Source organism: Oribacterium sp. KHPX15 (assembly GCF_900107835.1).
GTDB lineage: Bacteria > Bacillota > Clostridia > Lachnospirales > Lachnospiraceae > Oribacterium.
Map to the genome: position 1 here is coordinate 1 of NZ_FNRG01000080.1, position 1528 is coordinate 1528.

Below are 1528 nucleotides of genomic sequence, written 5' to 3' on the forward strand. Positions count from 1 at the left end.
CGCAAAAGCCGCCCCGGTTGTTGACCCACTCAGAACCATTAAAACAACTAATACTCTCAAAAAATATCCTGCTCTCTTCACGACTCTATCCCTCTGAAATATCACACTTGTTTAATGCGATTAAAAACGCCTAAAAGACTTGTAAAAACAGTATGTCAACCTACCGGAGCTAAAGTTTATAAAAAATTCCCGATACACGGTTCCAATGTGCTTTAGTTGTGAGTGACTGAATTTTCAATGATCCGCTTAACTTATTATTGGATTAGCAGATACAGATTCCGGTCAAAAATAAGAATGCATCGTATTCTAGCTGTAACCGGTATTGATTATTGAGCATGAAAAAAGCACCCTGGATTTCTCCAAAATGCTTCTCATCATTATGATTTACCCTTCCCGCAGGATATCCAGCATCTCCTTTGGTGTCACCACATAGGTTTTTACTGGATAGTGTTTTAGGTTCCCTGTCACCAGATAGGCTTCCTCTTCTTTTCTTTTCTCCATCAGGACTGCATAAAACACAACATCCTTGGGATCTGGAACTATGTCCTCAATCAGACCTACCTCAGCATAAACAGCACGTTTCTTCAGATCATTCAGGAAGACATCAACCGTTCTTTTCTCAAATTTGAACTTTGGCCGATTCAGGACATCTTCATACTCAGTCAAAATTTCATCATTCAGCACAGGAATGATGTCTCCATGAAGTGCCTCCTCTGCCACCTGCCACGGTACCGAGCCGTTCTTTAGCAAAGCCGAAACAAGCACATTTGTGTCCAAAACCGCATAGTAAGTCATTTGCTAGCAGTCTGGCGCTCTTTTCTGGATGCATCAATCTCGGCATTGATTTCATCCAAAGTCATATCGGACAGCCCATTTTTCTCAGCGCCTTCACTCATCTCTACCATAGCCCTGTATCCGCGTTCGGCAGCATACGGGGTCTTAGGAAGCGTCATTCTGAAGGGAATACCATTTTCCATCACTGCACGCTTTAAGAACATCCGAACCGCAGTAGAGGTGTCTATTCCCAGATTTTCAAATACCGCTGCCGCCTGATCTTTCAGAGAATCTTCAACACGGACTTGCAACAATGAAGTAGCCATAGCCGTACCTCCCTTCTTATTGTAAGACTATTGTACGACATCGTAATTCATATTTCAAGTCAGCTAGCGACTTCGCAAGACAGTAAACGCTAGCCCCGAAAAGGAATCATTGGCAAAATTAATGGACGAAAAGCAGGATTTTTATGGTGCCTGCCAACAATGTTTGTGAAATTGGTCGAGCCAACCGTCCATCCTTATAAAGCACCAAAGCTATATGCCGCCACATATCCAATCATAGCGCCCAGTCCGTTGCTGAATACATCATCAAATTCACAAACCCCGATACCGGTAAAATACTGCACCACTTCAATTGCTATGCTTAACGCAAAGGCCCATAACCACCTGAATCGGCGTCCAGGATCATACAATGCCGCTCCGAGTGGCACGAACAACCAGACATTGTTCAATATGTCCTGCCTGGTCGTTGG

At 43.6% G+C, this 1528-nt stretch carries 3 protein-coding genes; all 3 read right to left on the reverse strand.

Annotated elements, in window-relative coordinates:
• Positions 1–384: 384 nt before the first annotated feature.
• Positions 385–795 (reverse strand): putative toxin-antitoxin system toxin component, PIN family, encoded by a 411-nt coding sequence (locus tag BLV86_RS17415; protein ID WP_090820119.1) that lies wholly within the window; start codon positions 793–795, stop codon positions 385–387.
• Positions 792–1100, reverse strand: a complete 309-nt coding sequence (locus tag BLV86_RS17420) for a type II toxin-antitoxin system RelB/DinJ family antitoxin (RefSeq protein WP_090820122.1) — start codon at positions 1098–1100, stop codon at positions 792–794. Before BLV86_RS17420 ends, BLV86_RS17415 begins: the two co-directional genes overlap by 4 nt.
• 194 nt (positions 1101–1294) lie before the next feature.
• The coding region (locus BLV86_RS17425) for a VanZ family protein (RefSeq protein WP_175456611.1) at positions 1295–1528 on the reverse strand (234 nt) is incomplete at its 5' end.

Bases quoted from the DNA above. Each gene is read 5' to 3' on its own strand.
- BLV86_RS17415 (WP_090820119.1), bottom strand. From the start codon at position 795: ATGACTTACTATGCGGTTTTGGACACAAATGTGCTTGTTTCGGCTTTG.
- BLV86_RS17420 (WP_090820122.1), bottom strand. From the start codon at position 1,100: ATGGCTACTTCATTGTTGCAAGTCCGTGTTGAAGATTCTCTGAAAGAT.